This is a genomic window from Paenibacillus sp. JJ1683 (genome assembly GCF_053006485.1).
In genome coordinates, this window is the sequence record NZ_CM129820.1 from 3942913 (window position 1) to 3964348 (window position 21436).

The following is a 21436-nucleotide window of genomic DNA, read 5'->3' on the forward strand; positions in this document are numbered from 1 at the left end:
CAACCCTTTCGTTTTTGCCAATGCAAAAACAAGGCCGTTTTACTTGCGGCTTAAGCCGAGCTCAGGAATCAGTTTTGCGAAAGTATCATGACTATCCTTCAGTAGACGCGCGAACGCCTCTGCATCCTGGACACGCAATCCCAATCCATGTTTTCGCATTTCCTCCCTGAATTCCTCGTCTTTCGTCCCCTTGATCAGTGCATCCGCCAGCGTTTGAGCCACTTCATTGGGTGTATCCTTAGGTACAGCCAGCCCTCTCCAGGTACCTATAAAATGGACACGCAGCCCAGTCGCCTGCTGAAGTGTCGGCACTTTTGGAAACGCTTCCGAAATGGTGTCTGCCTGGATCGCCAGTATGCGAAGTTTTCCTTCGTCCACGTATTTCTTCACCTCTGCGGGACTGACAGGTACAGCGTCCACGAATCCGCTCATTAAAGCAGAAACTGCTGGGCCTGCTCCCTCATAAGGGATATGGGTGAAGCGGACTCCGCTTTTCTGCTCCAGCATCGCGGCAGCGAGGTGCCATATACTTCCTGTGCCTGCATTCCCCATTTTCAGCTTGCCTGGATGGGCCCTAGCATCCTCTAGAAATGCCTCCGCTGTCTTCCACGGCGCATCCGCCCGAACCGTAATGGCAGAAGGGTCCATATTGGTTTGAAGTAGCGGCTTAAAACGCTCATAGGTGATGGGTAGCAGTCCCAAATGTGGTAATGTAGTCAGTTCAGCGACCAGATACGTTACGGTGTAACCGTCTGCCTGCGCCTCAGCTCCCTCCATCAGCCCGACAGAACCGCCGCCACCTGTTCGATTAACGACGATGATCGGCTGCCCGAGATGCTTTTCGGCGGCTTTTGCCAACGCTCTTGCGGTAATATCTGTACCGCCCCCCGCCGCATACGGAACGACAAGCGTTACTGGCTTCGCAGGAAATATACGACTGTGATCCTGCAGGGCGCGGTGATCCACATATTCACTGATACTCAAGGCAGAAAGCATAGCCACTCCTGCCGCAACCAGCACATATTTTTGCCATGGCTTTTTCTTCATTACGCTTCCTCTTCTCTACAAATAAACTGGGCCTATTACGCCCGCCGTCACCTCCAACGTTTTCGGTCATTTGTTCGCGCTTACATGAAGTCAATGTACCGCAACGTGGAGGCCCACATCTATCGTCTAATCTTCGTGTTTATCTTCTATTTCACCAAAGCGCCGATCTTTTGACCGATTTGCATATTCATTAGAAGATTTGTTGATTTGTCTGAATTTCCCTGGGGTCACTTGCTTATACTTGCGGAATACACGAATAAAACTGTTCTCGTTTCGGTACCCGACCTGCTCTGCAATTTCACCAATTTTCAAATGCGTTTCACACAGCAATATGCATGCCTTTTTGACACGTAATCCAGTCAAATAATCATATACGGTAGTCCCCGTTTCCTCTTTGAACATACTACTCACCGAAGACACGCTCATGTGAACATGATCCGCAATTTCCTGAAGCCCGATGTTCAAATGCAAGTGATGTTCCATATAGTCGATCATCTCTTGTACACGTACAAAATCTTTGGACTGTTGGCGTCCATGCCATTTCTCTTCAATATCAGTCAACATGATGGCCAGCAGCGCCTCAATGTCTTGAAGGTCTAGCGTCAGAATCTGATTCCAATGATAATCAGCGAGCTGATCTGGCGGAGTCACGCTTTGAGTGGTACACCATTTTAACAAATCTTCCAGTAGTTCATGAACAAATAGGTAGACCTGGTTTGGAGATGTCCTAAAGAGTCGAAGTTCTTCTACCCACTGGCTGACTAGCTTTGCACTTGCACCAGGTTCCTGTGACTCCACAGCACGAATCAGATCCACACGCCGATGGTCCAATAATCTTGCATCTTGAGACTGATCCTGTGGCTGCATATCCACTATGCAATCCTGTTTCACATTTATGTTGCTGCTCAAATTCATATGTGAACGTCCATACCCCTCATACAAACGCAAATTAAGCGCCTCTTTTCCTTTTATAAAAGACGCCCGTGCCTCTTGAATATCTGTGACCCTATGCCCAATCCCTACCGAAATCGTCATAGGAAGATATTCCCCAACAACCTGAATTAGCCTGTCAACGCTGTTGCGAAGCCATGCTCTCTCTTTAGCAGCTCCCTCCGCTTCAACTTCATATGTGCTTTCTCTGAACTGCAGCAGTACAACCAAACCACTCTCTTCCTCCGGCGCGCTAACTGCTTTCCAATGAGGCTCAAGCATCTCCAGCAAAATATTGTTCAGCGCATATTTAAGTAGCATTTTGTCCTCTTCCGGAAAGCTTGCGCTCCACGTAGAATACCGATCAATCGACACGATCATAACAACCAAAGAATTATGGTCCCAATCGGAAAAATACTGTTCCCATTTCGTACGCATTTCCTGTACACCCATTCTACGCTGGAAGACATCTTCTATATATTTGGAACGCAGCTCCGGCAAGCTTCGCTCTACCACCAATGATTTGCGGTGAAATTCTCCAACCAACTTGCTAATCACGGGTTCCAGATCATACAATCCTCCCTGACGCGTTCCCTTGTTGCCTGAATTCAAGAGACTATTAATTTTTTTCATAGGGCGAAAAGCGGCATAACTGTAATAGTACACCGCCGAGCACCCAGCCAGGATAGAGATCAAGGCCAGCCACAACATCATATTGCGCGCCAGTTTTACATTTTTCAGTAGCTTGTCCATCGGTACGAGGGAGACTAGACGCCAGCCTGTGACATCGGAGAAGGTCTGGTTCGCCATATATTCCATATCTCCAATTTCTACATAAGCATAAGGATTCACATCCAACTCTTTCAAAACCCTGCCCATATCATTTAAGGGTATGGACGATCTCAGTTTGGGATAGATCAGCTCGCCCTCCAGATCATAGACGTATTGCGAGTTGGATAAATGAATATACAGTTTGGAGAAAAAACGGTCGTAATCCAGATTGATTAACACCACACCCCTGACCTGTCCATTCTCTACTATAGGTCTAGCCAGCGAGAGCAGCTCTATCGTGCCATGCTGTTGATCAGTACCATACCATCTCCGCTTAATCAATAGCGGCTTTTTTTGAATGTCCTGAATCCAGGGAACCCAGGTTGTATCCGGTGCTTGATTCCAATCGGGCAAATAACCATAATTGCTGGACACGAGAGCATGATTATCCAAAGAAATGACTTCAATCGAATAAATTTCTTCGTGTGAAGAAAGGGTTTTCAAATATTTCTGAAGTCGTTCGATAACGGAGGCTTTGTTGGATACCGATTTTCCATCCGCATAAATACGTATAAAAGACTCTACATCCGGATAATAAGCCGCATCCAGTGCCTTGTTATCCGACTCACGAAAAGCCCGATTAGTCACATCCAGATTGATTTGCAACAATTCTATATTAGGTGTATTCAGCTCGGTATCCAAACCTTCACGGTATCTTGAATACGATAGCAAGCCGATCACGCTGATCACGAGCGACACGCACAGCGTGAGCAGCAGAATCAGTCTTGTCTGCTTATTTTTCAGTATCAATCGAAGCTTAAGTCGCAACATTCCTGTAACTTCATCCTTCCGGACTACGTTGTCCATCTTCCTCTTACTCAATATTAGATGACATATTACCTTTACATCTATTTGACACATGAAGTGGAATTTCCTGCCTTTACAAATCAAACTTAACAGGAGCCATATCATTAATAATAAAAAAGAAGAAGTCTCCCTGTACAAGGTAGAACTTCTTCTTACGTGCTGCTTGCATCCATTGTTCAGCAGCATAGATATTCGTATTACAGTGTTTGGCTCGTCTTTTCCACCTGAAAACGATTCAGTTCCCGCTGCATCTCCTCGCGAATCTGGCGAAGCTCCTTTACCTTCTCAGCCGATTCCTCGAAGGAACGCTTCTGCTCCACCGTGGAAGCCGTAATCTCTTCACTGCCTGCGGCGGACTGCTGAGTGATTGCGCTAATATTCTCAATAGCTTGCTGCACCTGTACACTCAGTTCTCGTGATACATTCATGTCTATGGATAATTTGCTGACTTGGCCGGCAATTTGCTGCACTTTGCCACTAATCTCTCTAAACGATTCTCCGGTGGAGGAGGTTGCCTTCTCCTGCTCGCGGAACAACTCCTGACTTTGCGCCACAGAAGTCTTCACCTTATCCATAGCCTGCGTGATCCTCTCAACAGCGGTATAAATTTTCTTTACAGCAGATTCAGATTGACTCGCCAGCTTTTTCACTTCATTGGCAACAACAGCAAAGCCTTTTCCCGCTTCACCCGCACGTGCAGCCTCAATCGAGGCATTCAAGGACAACAGCGACGTTTGGCTGGCAATTTCAGATACATAACCGGTCATAGTTGTGATCTCAGCTGCATTAGATTCCAGCTCTCTAACGGTTTGTTCCACTTCAGACATTGCCGAACGGTTCTCTGCAACAATTCGCATTTGATCACTCATGACACGCGCACCCTGCTCTATGACACGCAAAGCATCCTCACTATACGTGGTTGATTGCGTAGTCTCCAGCAAATTAGATTCAAACTTCTGCTGCATATCATCCACCACGCTAACTGTCGATGACAGGTCCTCAGCAATTTTCTGACTTCCTATCGCAAGTTCCTCTGTTGATGTGCTGACTTGTGTCACAATTTCCTTCATGGCCTCATTGTGCTGATCAATATCCCGAGCCATCAGATCGACACGATTACCCGCCTGATCAATGGAAAGTACAATGCTGCGCAAGTTCCCGATCATAACACGGAAAGATTCATTGAGCTCGTCCAGCTCGTCTCGGCCCTTTGTTTGAGGAAGTTGAACAGTTAAATTCCCCCCGGCAATTTGCTTCGCTGCATCCGTTAACTTGCGGGTTCTAAGGGCAAGCTGCCTGGAGGTATATGTATTATATAGCCCAACCGCCACCAGAAGTAGAACTGCACCTGCCAAGGCTAATTGCCAAGTAAAACGAATACTTTTGGTCAGGTCTTCTGTGTATTGGTCGTAACGCGCCTTGGTCAGCAGATCCAGCATAAATACATCGTTCTGAATCCCCTGGGCACGCATGGCCTCTCGTTTGGATTCTGGGCTGTTCTGAGCACTCATCGCTTTTTCCGTTGCTACTTTCAATTGGCTGAATTTTATTTTAATCGAATCCAGTCGCTTTTGCTGTGCTTCGGTCTGCATCATGCCCTGTGAAAGCAAAGTAATCGTTTTTTCAGACTGAGTTAGCTGATTTTGCACATCGGCTTTGTTGCTCTCCGTCATGGAAGTAGAATAATTTTGCAGTGCCTGCCCCGACTGAATCAAATAGGCATTAAGCTGCTGTACATTCAACATAGCTGGAACAAGATTACTGCTTTGAGCGTTAATACGTAACAATTCAAAAATGATATAAGCTACTAAAGCCAGGCAAGCGATCAGGGAAATCATCGCGTTAAGCACCAGTTTACCTTGCAGTTTCATCAGCATTCATCCTCCGTTTGCGAAAATTTATTGGGTGGGTACAGTAAGTGTGCCGGATTTGATTTTTTCCATTAAATCATCCATTACCTTTTGCTGATCCGGATTCAGTGTCACGACACGAATAGGCGCCAAACCTATACCTTCTTCCGCAAGTCCAAACACCATATCCTTCTCCGTAAATTTTCTTTGATGGTCTGCAAAGCCTTTGACTACTGTATAAATTGCACTGTCTACGTTTTTAATCATTGAGGTCACCACCGCTTTTTCTGCAATAAAAAACTGGTCGCTATCGACCCCGATGGCGAATTTGTGCTGCTTCTGCGCTTCCTGTAGCGCACCTACACCGGTTAGCCCTGCTGCTGCAAAAATGACATCAATCTGGTCCTGATTGATCATGTCATCCGCAATTTTCGTACCCAGCTCCGGTTTGCCAAAATCTCCTGCATACGTTGCCGTAACTTTGGCATTAGGCTTGACTGATTGCACCCCTGCACGATACCCAATTTCAAACTTTTTCAACAGAGGAGATTCCGCACCTCCGAGAAAACCCACCTGTTCCGTACGACTCGTCAAACCGGCAACAACCCCGGCCATAAAACTGCCCTCTTCTGCTTTGAAGGTAATGGAGGCCACATTCGGCAATTCCGATGTTTCATCCACGATTAAAAACTTACGGTCCGGATTCTTTTTGGCAACAGCCTCCAAACTGTCCTTCACCATGTAACCCAATCCAATGATTAAATCCGCTTTTTCTTGAACAAGCTGATTAAAAGCAGCCTCATACGTCTTGGTCTCAGTTATTTCCCGGTATTCAAAAACAATGTTCCCCTCATCCCGTGCCTTGACCAAACCTCGAAAAGCCGCATCGCTGTAAGATTGATCACCCAGACCAATATCTGACAGCACGATTCCCACCTTAATGGGTTCGGTCTTGGTTTGTACGCCTGATTGCCCACATGCACTTAGCAATAATGCAAAGATCGTGACAATGGGAATCCACCTAAAAGTTAATAATACAGCTCGTTTCTTCATGACATATCACCTCAACATAAAATGCAAATCCCCAACATCTTTATATCGGTTATAGAGGTGAATTTGTTCATAAATTTTTCTGTAAATTCATTGTAAATGGATAATGACAATGGGTTCATCTTTTTCTACATGTAATAAGCGTCTCTTTTCGTACTGCTTTTATTGTACGAACTGTCTAAAATTATTTATTTCGTTTATCTGGAAAGAATAAAGTGTAATTTTTATGGTAAACGTAGGAAACCCCCTTCAACCATCACTCTATGTTGAAACTGAAAGGAGCTACATTTAGAATGACTTCAACAAATTCAATTCCGCAGCCTAAAACATATGGTCCCTTAGGAAATCTGCCCTTGATCGATACCCATGCCCCTGTCCAGTCGCTGGTTAAGCTTGCCAATGAGTACGGTCCCATCTTTCGCATGGATCTGCCTGAAGGAACGAACATTTATATTTCCGGTCATAAGCTGGTCGCAGATGCTTGTGATGAATCCCGTTTCGACAAACAGGTGTGGGCTCCCTTACAAAAAGTACGAGCTTTTGCCGGAGATGGGCTATTCACAAGCTGGACTGAGGAGCCGAACTGGCGCAAGGCCCATCAAATATTGCTGCCAAGCTTCAGTCAGCGGGCCATGAAGGGTTACCACAATATGATGCTTGATCTTGCTGTTCAGCTGGTGCAGAAATGGTCTCGGCTCAATCCAGATGAAAGTGTAGAGGTACCGGAGGATATGACCCGCCTGACTTTGGATACTATCGGGTTATGCGGCTTTAATTATCGTTTTAACAGCTTTTACCGCGACCAGCCCCATCCGTTCGTGACCAGTATGACACGCGCACTGGATGAAGCAATGGGTCAGTTGCAACGTCTCAATTTGCAAAACAAGCTGATGTTATCGAAGAAAAAACAGTTTAAACACGACATCGAAACGATGTTCTCTCTGGTGGACAGCATTATTCAAGAACGCAAAACCACGGGCAACCAAGGTGAAGAGGATTTACTGGCACGTATGCTGGAAGGCAAGGACCCGGAAACAGGTGAAACGCTGGATGATGAAAATATCCGCTATCAGATCATCACCTTTCTCATCGCCGGTCATGAAACGACCAGTGGACTTTTATCCTTTGCCATTTACTATTTGCTTAAAAATCCACGAACACTAACCAAAGCCTATGAAGAAGTAGATCGTGTGCTCACCGATTCGCTGCCTTCCTATACTCAGGTGCGTGAACTCAAGTACATAAGGATGATACTGAATGAAGCCCTGCGGCTATGGCCAACAGCTCCCGCCTTTTCTCTCTTCGCCAAAGAAGATACGCTGCTCGACGGAACCTATCCGCTAAAAAAAGGCGACAGTGTCAATGTACTTATTCCCAAACTTCACCGTGATACCGAGGCTTGGGGTGAAGATATTGAGGAATTTAGACCCGAACGCTTTGAGGACCCATCCGCCATTCCGCAAGATGCCTACAAACCGTTTGGCAACGGTCAACGGGCCTGTATCGGACAACAGTTTGCCTTACAGGAGGCCACCCTTGTGCTGGGTATGGTACTGAAACATTTTGAGCTGATTGACCATACTCATTATGAGTTGAAAGTCAAAGAAACGCTCACACTCAAGCCTGAGGGCTTCACCATTCAAGTACGTCCGCGCAGCACACAGACTACCGTCATGCTGCCAGGTGCCGCTCAAGAACTTCATGAAAAAGAGGAACAAAAAGTTGCAGCCCCCCATGCCGAAAAGCATGATACATCTTTGCTATCTTTGTACGGCTCGAATCTGGGTACAGCTGAGGGACTTGCAGGTGAACTAGCCGATTTAGGCCGGAATTGGGGTTTCAACAGTAGCATTGCAACTCTAAATGATCGTGTGGACCATTTGCCTAAAGAAGGCGTGGTACTTATTACGACTGCATCTTATAACGGGCATCCGCCAGATAATGCAGATGCCTTCGTAGAATGGTTGAAGCAGGTAGACGAGGGACAATTGGCAGGCATAAGGTATGCTGTCTTTGGTTGCGGTGACCGGAATTGGGCCAGCACGTATCAGCGCATTCCAAGGATGATTGATGAACTGATGGCTGCCAAAGGGGCAGAGCGACTGTATGATCGGGGTGAGGGCGACGCCAGTGGTGATTTCGAGAAGAATTGGGAAGTCTGGAACCACGGCTTATGGCCGGAATTGCTGAATGCTTTCGGGATAGAGCACAGTGATACAGAACCTCAGGACACCAGCAGTCTGAGCATAGAGTTTGTAAGCGACGTACTAAGCGCTCCGCTGGCGGCCAACTATGAGGCAGCTACTGCCATTGTTACCGCGAATCGTGAACTGCACGCTGCTGAAAGTGAACGCAGTACACGACATCTGGAGATCCAATTACCAATCGGATTGTCCTATCGCGGGGGTGATCATCTTGGTGTTTTGCCGCGTAATCCTGCTTCGCTGGTTAATAGGGTGATGCAACGCTTTAAGTTACAGGATCAGGACTACATCGTATTAAAAGGCAGTGACCGGGATGCGGCGCATCTCCCCTTGGATCGGCCTGTCAGCGTAGGAGATTTGCTCACTCTCAGTGTGGAACTGCAAGAATCAGCAACCAGAGCCCAGCTAAGGCAACTGACATCCTTTACAGTGTGTCCACCGCATAAGAAAGAAATCGAAGCTTTGCTCGAGGATACTACTTTCGATCAAGAGATACGAAAGAAGCGCGTCACGATGCTGGATATTCTGGAGAAGTATCCAGCCTGCGAGCTGCCATTTGAAAACTTCATCTCGCTGTTACCACCACTCAAGCCTAGATACTACTCCATCTCCAGTTCTCCGCTTGAGTCGGAGAATTCAGCGAGTATAACCGTGAGCGTCGTGCGTGGACCAGCCCGTAGCGGAAAGGGCGAATATCTCGGTATCGCCTCCAATTATTTGGCACAGCTCCAACCAGATGATCCGGTTGTCATTTTTGTGCGAAAGCCTCAGTCTGGCTTCCGTTTGCCGGAAGACCCGACCGTGCCTGTGATCATGGTCGGTCCAGGGACTGGTATTGCTCCATTCCGCGGATTTCTCCAAACACGCCATGTGCTTAAGGAGAGAGGAGAACAGCTCGGCGAGGCGCATCTATACTATGGCTGCCGTGATCCAAAGCTCGATTATCTATACAAGCAAGAGCTGGAGGCCTGGGAGCAGGAAGGAATCGTTACGGTTCATACAGCCTTTTCACGTCTGCCTGGTCAACCCAAAAGGTATGTACAGCATGTCATGAATGAAGATGCAGACACTCTGATTCACTTGCTTGATGAAGGAGCGCATCTGTATGTATGCGGCGACGGTAGCCGGATGGCCCCCGACGTTGAAGACACGCTCTGTGCGGCCTATGCGGATGTACACCATACAAGTAAAGAAGAAGCGCAGCAATGGTTGGAGCAGCTCCAACAGGATAAACGCTATGCCAAGGATGTCTGGACAGGCATCTAATGATAGCGGTATATAAAGATAGATCATGTTAAAAATATGAGGGACTGACTACCAGGCATCGATCTCGTCGGCTAGTAGTTCAGTCCCTTTTATGATTTGCTTTTGTTCCACCATTTAGAGGCAACTACGTCTGTTTTACTTTCTATAAGTTCCATGACCTCTTCACGACGTTTGGCTTTGAACAGGTCAATCATATCCACCAAATCATTGCGGTCCAATAATTTAACCCCGTTGACAGCAGCAAGTGTTTTACAGGATTCCGTGTAACGTCCGGAGGTGATGACAACAGACTTATCGGCCGCATAATAACGCATGGAAGTGTAAATTTCCTGTACAGCTCCCAAGCCGACCGGATGTTGTACAGCATAACGCTTGGCCTGAATTACGACTCTGGCGCCTTCACGGTCTGTAAATACCAGATCTGCTCCAAAATCCCGGCTGCTGGTTGTTTTATAAATGTCCTTATAGCCAAGTGCGGATAATAGCCGCTGCAAATAAAGCTCAAATTCCGAGCCATCCTCCATACGATCTATATCCTGAATTCCGATTTTACGCGGGTCCAGATCACGTAAAATCCGATTCCGACGACCACGTATCATTCCCCTGATGATGAGCACAAGCAGTAATAGTAATACAATAAGTCCTATTCCTAATTCCTTATATGCCGATAATTGCTCCAGCAGCATTCCTCTTCCCCTTTTCTACAGCAGGCATGCAAGCGGTATATTCCTTAGTAGGGTTACCGTTACCACCTATCACACTGACACGGTTTTACACAAAAGCAACCCCGCCGAATTCGACGGGGCTGCCTTCATTTTATCTCAAAGTTGCCTACATTCTAAACTCCGCAATATTATTCACGATTCAGCAAAGATTCTCCGGCAATACCAGGCTGAGTCATTTGGTACGGGTCCAATATAATGTCCAATTCTTCCTCAGTCAGTACATTATATAGCAGACACAGCTCACGTACCGATTTGCCAGTCGTAATTGCTTCGCGGGCAATGCGTGATACGACCTCATAACCGAGGTGCGGATTGAGCGCTGTAATAATACCTACACTGTTCTCCACATATTCACGGCACCGCTCCACATTTGCTTCAATTCCTTCCACACAATGAACACGGAAAACGTGGAAGCCCTGCTTCATAATTTCCAGCGATTGCAGTAAATTGTAGACAAGTACAGGCTCCATCACGTTCAGCTCCAGTTGGCCTGCCTCCGAAGCCAAGCAGATTGTATGATCATTACCAATGACCTGAAAGGCAATTTGATTAATGACTTCACACATCACTGGATTTACCTTGCCCGGCATAATGGATGATCCTGGTTGACGAGCAGGCAGACTCAGTTCTCCCAGACCAGCGCGTGGTCCAGAAGCCATCAAACGGATGTCATTGGCCACCTTGGACATATTCATCATACAAATTTTCAAGGCAGCGGACACTTCGGTATAGGCATCCGTATTTTGTGTGGCATCTACGAGGTTTTCGTCTGCTTCCACAGGAAAGCCACTAACCTCAGCCAGTACCTCAGCGACACGCTGAATATAACGACGGTCTGCATTCAGGCCGGTACCCACTGCAGTTGCACCCATATTAATGGTTAGCAGGTGATCTTTGGTTGCACGAACACGTCCGATATCACGGCCCAGCACACGAGCATAAGCCTGAAACTCCTGCCCTAATCGGATCGGCACTGCATCCTGCAAGTGGGTTCTACCCATTTTGATCACACTATCAAACTCAGTGGCCTTGCGGGAAAAAGCTTCCTGAAGCTCACTCATGGTGACTAACAGCTTATCAATCATACTTAATACAGCCAAATGTACAGCCGTAGGAAAAGCATCGTTCGTCGATTGCGCCATATTAACGTGATTATTAGGACTGATCTCCTGATAGTCTCCTCGCTGCTTACCGATCAGCTCCAGCGCCCTGTTTGCAATCACTTCATTTGTATTCATATTAATGGACGTGCCTGCGCCGCCCTGAATCGGATCGACGATAAAATGATCATGCAACTGTCCTTGAATAATCTCGTCAGCAGCCTGAATAATGGCCTCTGCTTTGGGGCGATGTAAACGGGTTAGTTCCATGTTTACCGTCGCTGCTCCCTTTTTTACGATCGCCATGGCTTTAATCAACTCAGGATGCAATCGTTGGCCTGTAATTGGAAAATTTTCTTTTGCTCTTAGAGTTTGTACACCGTAATAAGCATCTGACGGCACTTCCTTGGTTCCTAAAAAATCATGCTCCAGCCTCATATTCTTTGATTCCTCCGCTGTGTTTGCTACGTTCTTCAATTCAGTACAGTCAAATGACATAAAAAAACCTTTTCTGATTTCCTCTTCATTATACGTTCCGATTCCCGTGCTTTACCAGTCGAATAAACGCGGAAAAAAGTTATGTAATCCTATGACAATTTATGATTACCCGCAAATACCACGGTTATTCGGCAAATGCTCAGCTATGACTGGAATACGGGTTTAATGGCTTATAATAATATCGAGTGGCGTGCAGCTGACCATCGGCTGATTGAGCGTAGTTCGGAATAACACCAGCTTCCACAAACCCGATCGACTCATATAATCTATTAGAAGGATCTCCCACCCGCGTATCCAGCACCAGTAGGGTTCTGTTATGACGCACTGCCTCTTCTTCGGCTGCCTTCATTAACTGTCGTGCGATCCCAAGCCTACGTCCGGACGGATGCACCATAAGCTTTGCAATTTCTGCCCGATGTGTAGCGTTCGCTTTTTGAGCCAACTGAAGCTGAACCGTCCCAACAGGTATTCCGTCTCTCTCGGCAATCCACAGAACTACATCGTCCTCAAGCACACTGTTCCAATAAGCTGCTGACTCCTGATAGCCCAGTGGCGGTAAGAAACCTATAGATGCACCATCAGCAACCACGTCGATCAACAGTCGGCTTAGTGAATCTGACAATACTTCGCTGAGCACTTGAACAGAGTATATTCTCACTTCGTTAGACATTGTAATTCCTCCTGATGAGTTCAATCACATGCAAGAAAGAAAGTAAACTATCTTTTTAGGATAGATTACTTTCCATGATACTTCGTTTGCTTAATCACCCTTACTTCTATGACTGCTCTGCCATATAAAAGAACTCCCATAGATGACCATCCAAATCCTGAAAACTCCAGCCATACATAAAACCATGATCTTGAGGCTCATTTGAGGGTTTTCCGCCTGCTTTCAAAGCTTTGTGGACGATCTCATCCACCTTTTCTCGGCTCTCCACCGATAGGGCAACAATCGCTTCTGTGCTTTTCGTGGCATCTGAAATTCCCTTTGAAGTGAACGCTTTAAAACGTTCTTCAACCAACAGCATGACAAAAATATGTTCACTAACAACCATGCAGGTTGCATGTTCATCCGTGAACTGAGCATTGAATTCAAATCCGATGGAAGTGAAAAAATCAATGGAGTGTTGCAGGTTTTTAACTGGTAAATTCACAAAAATTTGTTTAGCTGTTACTCCCACGACATTTCACCTCTTCATTCTACTTTATCATACTACTTCTCCACAAAAGATAACTTAACTATCTTACAAAGTCAATCAATCTGACATTTACCTAGTTCTGTGATCGTTAAGTCAATTGGCTTTGATCACTCCCCATTTCCCTTATGATTACGCTTACAAACATACCCTATATTTAAGATACCACAAATTAGCCAATTTAGTACCTGAATTATGTAAAATGAATTCTTCTTGCCGTAGCATAATCAGATCATATTATTGTAAACTTGTTCTAATACAGAAAAAGGTGGCATTACACACTATGGAGCATTTGCTTAACGATCAGGTTAAAAATATTCAAATCAGCGGCATCCGTAAAATCGCCAACAAAGTTGCCGCATTACCCGGAACGCTATCCTTAACGATTGGACAACCGGATTTCCCTACCCCTGCGCATATTATGGAAGCTGCCCATCGGGCGATTGATGAAGGTCGGACCACGTATACACCTAATCCGGGACTACCGGAATTACGCGAAGCCGCAGCAGCGTTTGTAGATCGCAAATACGGCCTGAATTACCGAGGACAGGATGAGGTTATCGTGACGAACGGAGCCAGTGAAGCGCTGGATATTACCCTGCGCACGATTTTGTCACCCGGAGACGAAGTCATTCTACCTGTGCCGATCTACCCAGGATATGAACCATTGATCCGTTTGTCAGGTGGCATTCCAGTGTTGGCTGACACCCGCAACAGCGGCTTCAAGCTAACGGCCGAGGTACTAGAGCCTTATCTGACTGAGCGGACAAAAGCAGTCATTCTCGGGTATCCTTCGAATCCAACCGGACGAGTAATGAGCCGCGAAGAGCTGGAAGCCGTCGCAGATTTGCTCAAGGAACGCGATTTGTTTATCATCTCGGATGAAATATACAGTGAACTGATTTACGATACACCGCACGTATCTATTGCAGTTCTTCCAGGTATGCGGGAGCGCACCATCGTCATTAACGGACTGTCCAAATCACATTCCATGACAGGATGGCGCATTGGTTTTACACTTGCACCTGCTGAAATCACACAGCACATGGTCAAAGTGCATCAATACAACGTGACCTGTGCTAGCTCAATTAGCCAATATGCAGCACTAGAAGCCCTGACCGCTGGGGTGGATGATGCACTTCCGATGCGCGATGAGTACCGCAAACGTCGTGACTATGTACACGGAAGACTGACTGATATGGGAATTCCACTGGAGAAGCCCGAAGGAGCCTTTTATCTCTTCCCTTCCATCGCCCATTTTGGATTAAGCTCAATGGACTTCACCTTAAAGCTGCTGGAAGAGCAAGGAGTGGCCGTCGTGCCGGGAGATGCCTTTTCTTCCTATGGCGAAGGTTACATTCGCTTATCTTACGCCTACGGACAGGATGTGCTGGAGCAAGGGTTGGATAAAATAGAGAGGTTTGTTAGAGGGTTGTAGGGAAGGTGGTTAGGGGCGCTACGCAGTCCATTTGATCTTCCAATCGCTGTTGCTGGGGGATTCTTTAATTGTATAAAACATTTATAGGTAAGAATCCCTCAGCAAAGGCGAACGCTGCCGCTTCTCCAGATTCAATTGGCCCGCTTCGCTCGCTGCCCGCCTTAAAGTCCCACAATTTTCTAAGGTATGTGAAGTGGTAGGGTTAAAGACATTACTTACCGCTTCGCGCGGTGAGTACACAAAAAAGGCCCTAGAACCACCTACGTTGGTGGTTCTAGGGCCTTTTCACTCTTCCCCTACTCCCTTACCGTCGGCGTGGGGGATTCATAGGTACGTGGCTTTAAGTACGGCGTAACGGAGGGGGCGGAATGGTGCTGGACAAGCGAAGCGTTCGCCTTTAAATTCCGATTTTCACCTTTACATATTCAATCATAAAAATCGGAATTTAACAGCGATGGTAAGCACCATCCGCCTCCGCAGCGGCCTCTAAAGCACCACCCCCTAGTCCGCACACCACTCCCCTACTTTAAATGCATTTTGAATTGCAGGAACAATTCATTATAGTGAGCGAGCATTCGCTTACCCAGATTGTTGTATACTTCCAACTTATCTGTAATTTCAGATGGAGGATAGAAACGCTCATCGCCAGAAATATCCTCAGGCAGCAATTTCTTTGCATCCTTGTTTGGCGTGGAGTAACCTACAAACTCGGCATTTTGAGCGGCTACATCGGGCTGCATCATAAAATTGATAAATTTATGAGCCGCGTCCACATGGGTGGCCGTTTTTGGAATAACTATATTATCGAACCACAGGTTGGACCCTTCATCTGGCACGACGTAATCCAGCTTATCATTCTGATCCATGATTTCGGAAGCATCACCGGACCATACAACTCCAGCAGCAGCTTCCTCGTTGGCCAGCAGCATTTTAATCTCATCGCCAACCACTGCCTTGACATTGGGTGCTAGCTTCTCCAGCTTCGTCAAAGCTTGCTGCAAATGCGCCTGGTTCGTATCATTCAAGGAATAGTGGAGACTGTTCAGCGACATGCCCATAATCTCCCTAGCTCCATCAACTAGCAACAGATTATTACGCAGCTTCGGGTCCCATAGGCCATCCCAGCTATGAAAATCAATGCCCTTCGTTAGCTCCGGGTTGAATACAATCCCGACTGTACCCCAAAAATACGGAACCGAATATTGGTTATTCGGATCAAACGAAAGGTTTAGATAATGAGCATCTACATGCTTCAAATTCGGTAGTTTGCTGTGGTCCAATGGGAGCAACAGATGCTCCTGCTTCATTTTAGCCAACGCGTATTCCGAGGGAACCGCTACATCAAATGAAGTTCCCCCCTGCTCGATTTTCGTCAGCATCGCTTCATTGGAATCAAATGTTTGATAAATGACGGTAATGCCCGTCTCCTTCTGAAACCGTTCCAGCAGCTCAGGATCAATGTAGTCTCCCCAGTTGTACACCGTCAGTGTGTTACCACCGGAGTAGCCTTGGCTGGAGTTCAGCCACGCTGCCACGCCCATCAGACCAAACGAGATAATGAAAATGGACAGAAACACGCGCATAAGCGACTTCATCTAGGCACCCCCATTTCCGCCGCAGGCTCTTTTTTACTATTACGATTCGCCTTGCGCATGATAAAGTAGTAGCCCACCACCAGCAGCACAGTAAACAGGAATATGAGCGTGGACAGCGCATTGATGGACAAGGAAACCCCTTGACGGGCACGTGAGTATATTTCCACTGATAAGGTCGAATAGCCACTGCCAGTCACAAAAAAGGTCACCGCAAAATCATCCAGCGAGTACGTTAACGCCATAAAAAAGCCTGCATAAATTCCTGGCTTAATAAAGGGCAAAATCACCTTGGTTAGCACATCCAGCCGGCTGGCACCCAAATCACGCGCGGCATCGACCAGAGATGGACTCATTTCCTGAAGCCGTGGCAAAATCATAATGACCGCAATCGGCACACTAAACGCAATATGGGATAACAAAACAGAGTAAAAACCCAGCTTAATCCCAACCATCGTGAACAAAATGAGGAAGGAAGCGCCGATAATGACGTCCGGGTTCACGATTAATACATTGTTGAGCGACAGCAGCGTATTTTTGACTCGACGGTTCTGCATCTGATGAATAGCCAGTGCCCCCATGATCCCAATTATCGTAGCCAATGCAGACGACAACAAAGCAATCACCAAAGTGTTAATGACAATAATGATCAAACGGGTGTCTGCGAACACCTCTTTGTAATATTGAAGTGTAAAGCCTTCAAACTCGTGCATGGTCCCGCCGCTGTTGAAGGAATAGTACATCAAATACAAGATAGGTGCATACAACACGAGAAAAACAATCACCAAATAAATATTTCCGAATCGGTTTTTATTTGCCATGCCGCACCCTCCGTTTCGTTCGCGAGGTGAGCAGCATAATGATCGCCATCGCCAAAATCAGGAACACAGCAACTGTAGAGCCCATACCCCAGTCCTGAGTAACCAGAAAATGCTGCTCTATCGCCGTTCCCAGCGTAATCACACGGTTACCCGCAATCAGACGGGTAATCATAAACAGCGACAGCGCTGGAATAAACACAGCCATACAGCCGGATCGCACACCCGAAAGTGTTAACGGGAAAATAACCCTGCGAAACGCGGTCCATTTGGAGGCTCCCAAATCACGGGCTGCGTCCAGCAGTGAAGGATTCAAGCCTTCCAACGCGTTATAGATGGGCAAAATCATAAAAGGCACAAAAATATACACAGATACAAACACAAAGCTGGAGCTGGTAAACAATATTTGCTGACCACCCAACCCAACCATTCCTAGCACCGCATTCACCGGACCATAGGTTCCGAAAATGCCAATAAAAGCATACGTTTTGAGCAACAAGTTAATCCAGGTTGGCAAAATAATGAGCAACAGCCACAGCTGCTTATGCTTGGTGCGAGTAAGTAAATAGGCCGCCGGATACGCCACGAGCAGTGAACATACCGTAATCAGAAATGCATACCAAAACGAGCTAAGCGTCATGCTTAAGTAAACAGGTGTCAGAAACTGAGCGTAGTTGCTGAATGTGAGATGACCATCCACATCAAATAGTGAATAGTAAAATACAAGGACAACTGGCGCCGCCACGAACAGCACAATCCATAAATAGTAAGGCAGCAGATACGCTGCTCTTGTATTACCGGACATGCTGATCTACCTCTTCATAGGCTTCCAGACGCCGATCGAATTCTTCCTCTGTCTCCCCAAAGCGCATGACATGAATGGCTTCCGGGTCAAATTTCAGGCCGATTTCACTTCCCAGCTCCGCCTTTTTGGTAGAATGCACGAGCCATTCCTGTCCTGAATCATCATAGCAGCTTATTTCATAGTGAACCCCACGGAACAATTGAGTATCCACCTTTACCCGCAGCTTGCCTTCAGCAACACTCGTAATCTCCAAATCCTCGGGCCGGATCACAATTTCAATCGGTTCGTTCGGACGCAATCCTCCGTCAACACATTCAAACTGTCGACCGTTAAATTCCACTTGATAATCCGCGATCATACATCCAGGAACAATATTCGATTCGCCAATAAAGTCAGCCACAAATCGATTAATCGGCTCATCATAGATATCATTTGGGGTACCGCTCTGCTCGATCTTGCCTTTGTTCATGACAAAAATTTCGTCTGACATGGCCAGCGCTTCCTCCTGATCATGCGTAACGAATATAAAAGTGATTCCCAGGCGCTGCTGCATTTCACGCAAAATATACTGCATTTCTGTCCGCAGCTTTAAATCCAGTGCCGACAAAGGTTCATCCAGTAAGAGAACATCAGGCTCATTGACGATAGCCCGTGCAATCGCTACACGCTGACGCTGCCCCCCGGACATCTCGGAAATTTCCCGTTCACCGTAGCCTTCCAGATTGACAAAGGACAACGCCTGTGTCACCTTTTCCTGAATGTCCTTTTTGTTCATCTTCTTGATTCGCAGACCAAAGGCTACATTTTCAAATACGTTCAGATGTGGAAATAGCGCATAATCCTGAAAAACCGTATTGACCTGCCGCTCATTGGCCGGAACACGATTAATGAGTTTATCATTCAAATAAATAGAGCCTTCTGTCGGCTCTGCAAAACCTGCAATCATACGCAAAATTGTCGTTTTGCCACAACCGGAAGGGCCCAGCAGTGTATAAAATTTACCACGCTCAATCTCAAAGCTGACATCCGCCAGCACTGGGGGATCGTTGTCATATTGTTTGGTCACCCGCTCAAATCGGATGATGGTTTGCTCTCCCATAACACCCTCCTTCAAAAATTCGACTTCATTCCATTACATTCTCTTCATTAAACATAATTATTCAGGCTGTATCATTCACCCTTGAGACTTCCATGTAAAATAGTCTGTCAGCACGCGGATGGCTACCTCAATGGCTTCCTCTGCAGGCTCCAGCTTGGCATGATGCAAGCCATAAGGCGTATCCACGCCAAGCCAGAACATCAGACCGGGAATTCGCTCCAGGAAATACCCGAAGTCCTCTCCCGTCATCGCTTCTCCGCATTCAACGAGCTGCACATCCTTCCGATTACTGACCCAGTTCATGAATTCCTCAGTCACCTTGGCTTCATTGTACACTTGCAAATAATTGGAGCCATAATGAATCTCCGTTTGACATTCAAACCCAGCTTCCACACCGCGCACCAGCGCCTCAATCCGCGATTTAACCAGCGTCATCGTATCGGCAGACAGCGTACGGATTGTACCTTCCAAACGAGCGGTTTCCGCAATAATGTTCTGCTTCGTGCCTCCACTAACCTTGCCAACAGTAATGACTGCTGCATCCAGTGGGTTCACGTTACGGGCTACCACCGTCTGTAATTGCCCTACCAGCTGGCAAGCAGCTACTACCATATCATTCGCCTTATGTGGATAAGCAGCATGTCCCCCCGTACCCTTGAGATCGATGAAAAGCTCTGACGTATTGGCAAACAGGATACCCGGGCGAGTAGCAATTGTGCCTACAGGATATTCTGGTGCAACATGCAATGCGACAATTTCATCCGGCATCCAGTCGGCCAGCTCCGTGCTGTCCCGCATAGGCAAGGCTCCACCAGGTCCTTCCTCCGCAGGTTGAAACAACACGACCAGATCATCCTTAATCGGATGGCTCGCAAAGTGAGTCACAATTCCCAATCCAATCGTCATATGTAAGTCGTGTCCACAAGCATGCATGTAGCCTGGATGAGTCGAACGGAAATCGTAACCCGTCTCTTCCTCGATGGGTAAACCATCCATATCACAACGATATCCATAGCGGCGCTTAGGAGCCGTTCCATGAATGAATACTAACACGCCCGTACGCCATGTACGAATCTCCAGCCGCTCCTGAGGGAGCGTTTCCAAGTAGTTCAGCAAGTATCGTTGTGTTTTATATTCCTCAAACCCTGGTTCGGGAATTTGATGCAGATCCCTTCGTATTTGAACAAAAGAACGATAATCGGCTGTACTCATTTTGCTGCTACGCCTCCTCTTTATAGCTCATCAGCTCTTACCTGGCAAAAGAACAAAAGGACAAAAGCCCGGCGCAGCCGCCGAGCCTTGTCCGTTGTGCTTCGTCCCTAAGTTATGCTGTCAGTGCATCATGCTCCTGACAAGGAATCGTTCACCTTTGGTACATAAAAAACTTTGCCTTCTTACAGAACGCGCAGTTCTTTCAAAATCTCAGTTTTAGATTTGGTCTTGTCATCGACTTGTTTGATTACACGTGCAGGTGTCCCCGCTACCACAGAGTATGGAGGCACATCTTCAGTTACAACCGCTCCGGCTGCAACAACTGCACCTTTACCGATGCGTACGCCTTCCAGTACGACCGAGTTCGCACCGATCAATACTTCGTCTTCTACGATTACAGGCTGTGCGGATGGTGGCTCAATGACACCTGCAAGGACAACGCCTGCACCGATGTGGCACATGTTGCCTACTTTAACACGACCGCCAAGTACAGCATTCATATCAATCATGGTGCCTTCACCAATCGTAACGCCAATGTTAATTACTGCACCCATCATAATGACTGCGTTGTTACCGATGCCTACCATATCGCGGATATAGGCGCCTGGCTCAATGCGTGCATTAATGCCTTTCAGATCCAGCATAGGAACAGCGGAGTTACGGCGGTCATTTTCCACCACATAATCTTCTTCTTTCGCGTTTGCGCTATCCAGTACCGGCTTGATATCGGCCCAATCACCAAATACCACACCGCTGTCTCCAGAAATAAAAGCTTGAACGTTCTCGCCAAAAGATGCGGAAGCCAAAGCCCCTTTTACATATACTTTAACAGGCGTCTTTTTCTTGCTGTTTTTAATCACGTTGATGACTTCTTGTGTATTCATTTCGATGGACATATTAAATCTAACAACTCCTTCATCGCTTCATACGACTTCGCAAGCCGGAATGATCTTATTCTCTCATCCTTT

Annotated in this window: 16 protein-coding genes; 2 read left to right on the forward strand and 14 right to left on the reverse strand. The window is 46.8% G+C overall.

Annotated features, from left to right (window positions below):
• Positions 1-39: 39 nt before the first annotated feature.
• From ACUC6J_RS16865 to ACUC6J_RS16880, 4 genes are all read right to left on the reverse strand, one after another.
• The gene (locus ACUC6J_RS16865) at positions 40-1047 is read right to left on the reverse strand and encodes a tripartite tricarboxylate transporter substrate binding protein (protein WP_340865077.1); all 1008 of its coding nucleotides are present in this window, start codon (positions 1045-1047) and stop codon (positions 40-42) included.
• Positions 1048-1173: 126 nt separating this feature from the next.
• Positions 1174-3615 carry an AraC family transcriptional regulator gene (locus tag ACUC6J_RS16870; RefSeq protein WP_447249131.1) on the reverse strand — a complete coding sequence of 814 codons (2442 nt, stop codon included), beginning with the start codon at positions 3613-3615 and terminating at the stop codon, positions 1174-1176.
• A gap of 197 nt (positions 3616-3812) precedes the next feature.
• Positions 3813-5486 carry a methyl-accepting chemotaxis protein gene (locus tag ACUC6J_RS16875; protein WP_447249132.1) on the reverse strand — a complete coding sequence of 558 codons (1674 nt, stop codon included), beginning with the start codon at positions 5484-5486 and terminating at the stop codon, positions 3813-3815.
• A gap of 27 nt (positions 5487-5513) precedes the next feature.
• Entirely contained in the window at positions 5514-6518 is a 1005-nt protein-coding gene (locus ACUC6J_RS16880; RefSeq protein ID WP_447249133.1) for a BMP family lipoprotein, read from the reverse strand.
• 290 nt (positions 6519-6808) lie between these two features.
• On the opposite strand from ACUC6J_RS16880, the gene ACUC6J_RS16885 reads away from it, so the two are divergent.
• Positions 6809-9985 (forward strand): bifunctional cytochrome P450/NADPH--P450 reductase, encoded by a 3177-nt coding sequence (locus tag ACUC6J_RS16885; protein ID WP_447249134.1) that lies wholly within the window; start codon positions 6809-6811, stop codon positions 9983-9985.
• An 89-nt stretch (positions 9986-10074) separates the two neighbouring features.
• Here the strand turns inward: ACUC6J_RS16885 and ACUC6J_RS16890 are convergent, their stop codons facing one another.
• The 4 genes from ACUC6J_RS16890 to ACUC6J_RS16905 all read right to left on the reverse strand — a co-directional run bounded on the left by ACUC6J_RS16890 (position 10075) and on the right by ACUC6J_RS16905 (position 13489).
• Positions 10075-10671, reverse strand: coding sequence for a restriction endonuclease (locus tag ACUC6J_RS16890; RefSeq protein ID WP_031461861.1), 597 nt, complete (start codon positions 10669-10671; stop codon positions 10075-10077).
• Positions 10672-10838: 167 nt separating this feature from the next.
• Complete coding sequence (gene aspA, locus ACUC6J_RS16895; protein WP_016821686.1) at positions 10839-12248, reverse strand: aspartate ammonia-lyase; 1410 nt, start codon at positions 12246-12248, stop codon at positions 10839-10841.
• 199 nt (positions 12249-12447) lie between these two features.
• Positions 12448-12978, reverse strand: a complete 531-nt coding sequence (locus tag ACUC6J_RS16900; protein WP_240753026.1) for a GNAT family N-acetyltransferase — start codon at positions 12976-12978, stop codon at positions 12448-12450.
• A gap of 106 nt (positions 12979-13084) precedes the next feature.
• The gene (locus ACUC6J_RS16905) at positions 13085-13489 is read right to left on the reverse strand and encodes a VOC family protein (RefSeq protein WP_447249135.1); all 405 of its coding nucleotides are present in this window, start codon (positions 13487-13489) and stop codon (positions 13085-13087) included.
• A 298-nt stretch (positions 13490-13787) separates the two neighbouring features.
• Between ACUC6J_RS16905 and ACUC6J_RS16910 the strand changes: the two genes are divergently transcribed.
• Positions 13788-14942 carry an aminotransferase A gene (locus tag ACUC6J_RS16910; RefSeq protein ID WP_447249136.1) on the forward strand — a complete coding sequence of 385 codons (1155 nt, stop codon included), beginning with the start codon at positions 13788-13790 and terminating at the stop codon, positions 14940-14942.
• A 521-nt stretch (positions 14943-15463) separates the two neighbouring features.
• On the opposite strand, the gene ACUC6J_RS16915 is transcribed toward ACUC6J_RS16910, so the two are convergent.
• The 6 genes from ACUC6J_RS16915 to dapD form a co-directional block, all read right to left on the reverse strand.
• Complete coding sequence (locus ACUC6J_RS16915; RefSeq protein WP_090889522.1) at positions 15464-16537, reverse strand: ABC transporter substrate-binding protein; 1074 nt, start codon at positions 16535-16537, stop codon at positions 15464-15466.
• Positions 16534-17355, reverse strand: a complete 822-nt coding sequence (locus ACUC6J_RS16920; RefSeq protein WP_017428237.1) for an ABC transporter permease — start codon at positions 17353-17355, stop codon at positions 16534-16536. Before ACUC6J_RS16920 ends, ACUC6J_RS16915 begins: the two co-directional genes overlap by 4 nt.
• Complete coding sequence (locus ACUC6J_RS16925; RefSeq protein WP_016821692.1) at positions 17345-18157, reverse strand: ABC transporter permease; 813 nt, start codon at positions 18155-18157, stop codon at positions 17345-17347. The genes ACUC6J_RS16920 and ACUC6J_RS16925 overlap by 11 nt, the downstream gene beginning before the upstream one ends.
• Positions 18147-19256, reverse strand: coding sequence for an ABC transporter ATP-binding protein (locus ACUC6J_RS16930; protein WP_090889525.1), 1110 nt, complete (start codon positions 19254-19256; stop codon positions 18147-18149). Before ACUC6J_RS16930 ends, ACUC6J_RS16925 begins: the two co-directional genes overlap by 11 nt.
• Before the next feature lie 75 nt (positions 19257-19331).
• Positions 19332-20468, reverse strand: a complete 1137-nt coding sequence (locus ACUC6J_RS16935; protein ID WP_031461868.1) for an N-acetyldiaminopimelate deacetylase — start codon at positions 20466-20468, stop codon at positions 19332-19334.
• Between the two features lie 182 nt (positions 20469-20650).
• Positions 20651-21364, reverse strand: coding sequence for a 2,3,4,5-tetrahydropyridine-2,6-dicarboxylate N-acetyltransferase (gene dapD / locus ACUC6J_RS16940; RefSeq protein ID WP_013372273.1), 714 nt, complete (start codon positions 21362-21364; stop codon positions 20651-20653).
• Between the last annotated feature and the right edge of the window lie 72 nt (positions 21365-21436).